1 pseudogene is annotated in these 231 nt (G+C 57.6%); it reads right to left on the bottom strand.

The window, feature by feature from the left end:
• Positions 1–231, bottom strand: a pseudogene (locus ACPYOI_RS37245) (NADH-quinone oxidoreductase subunit M); the annotation flags it as partial.

Here is a 231-nt window from a genome sequence, read left to right on the forward strand (position 1 = left end):
GGATGCGCCGAGGTCCGCCCCACACACCGATGAGCAGGAGCATCGGGATAAGGCTGGCTGCGAAGAACACGTAGAAGAGGACAATGTCCATTGAGGCGAAAACGCCGATGATCAGCGCTTCCAAGACCAGGAAGGCGATCATGTAATCCCGGGGGCGTAGCGTAATCGCACTCCAGCTCGTCAACACGCCGAAAGGCATCAGGAAAGTCGCAAGGACGACGAACAGAACTG

Source organism: Rhizobium sp. SVR5-2C, from assembly GCF_056755115.1.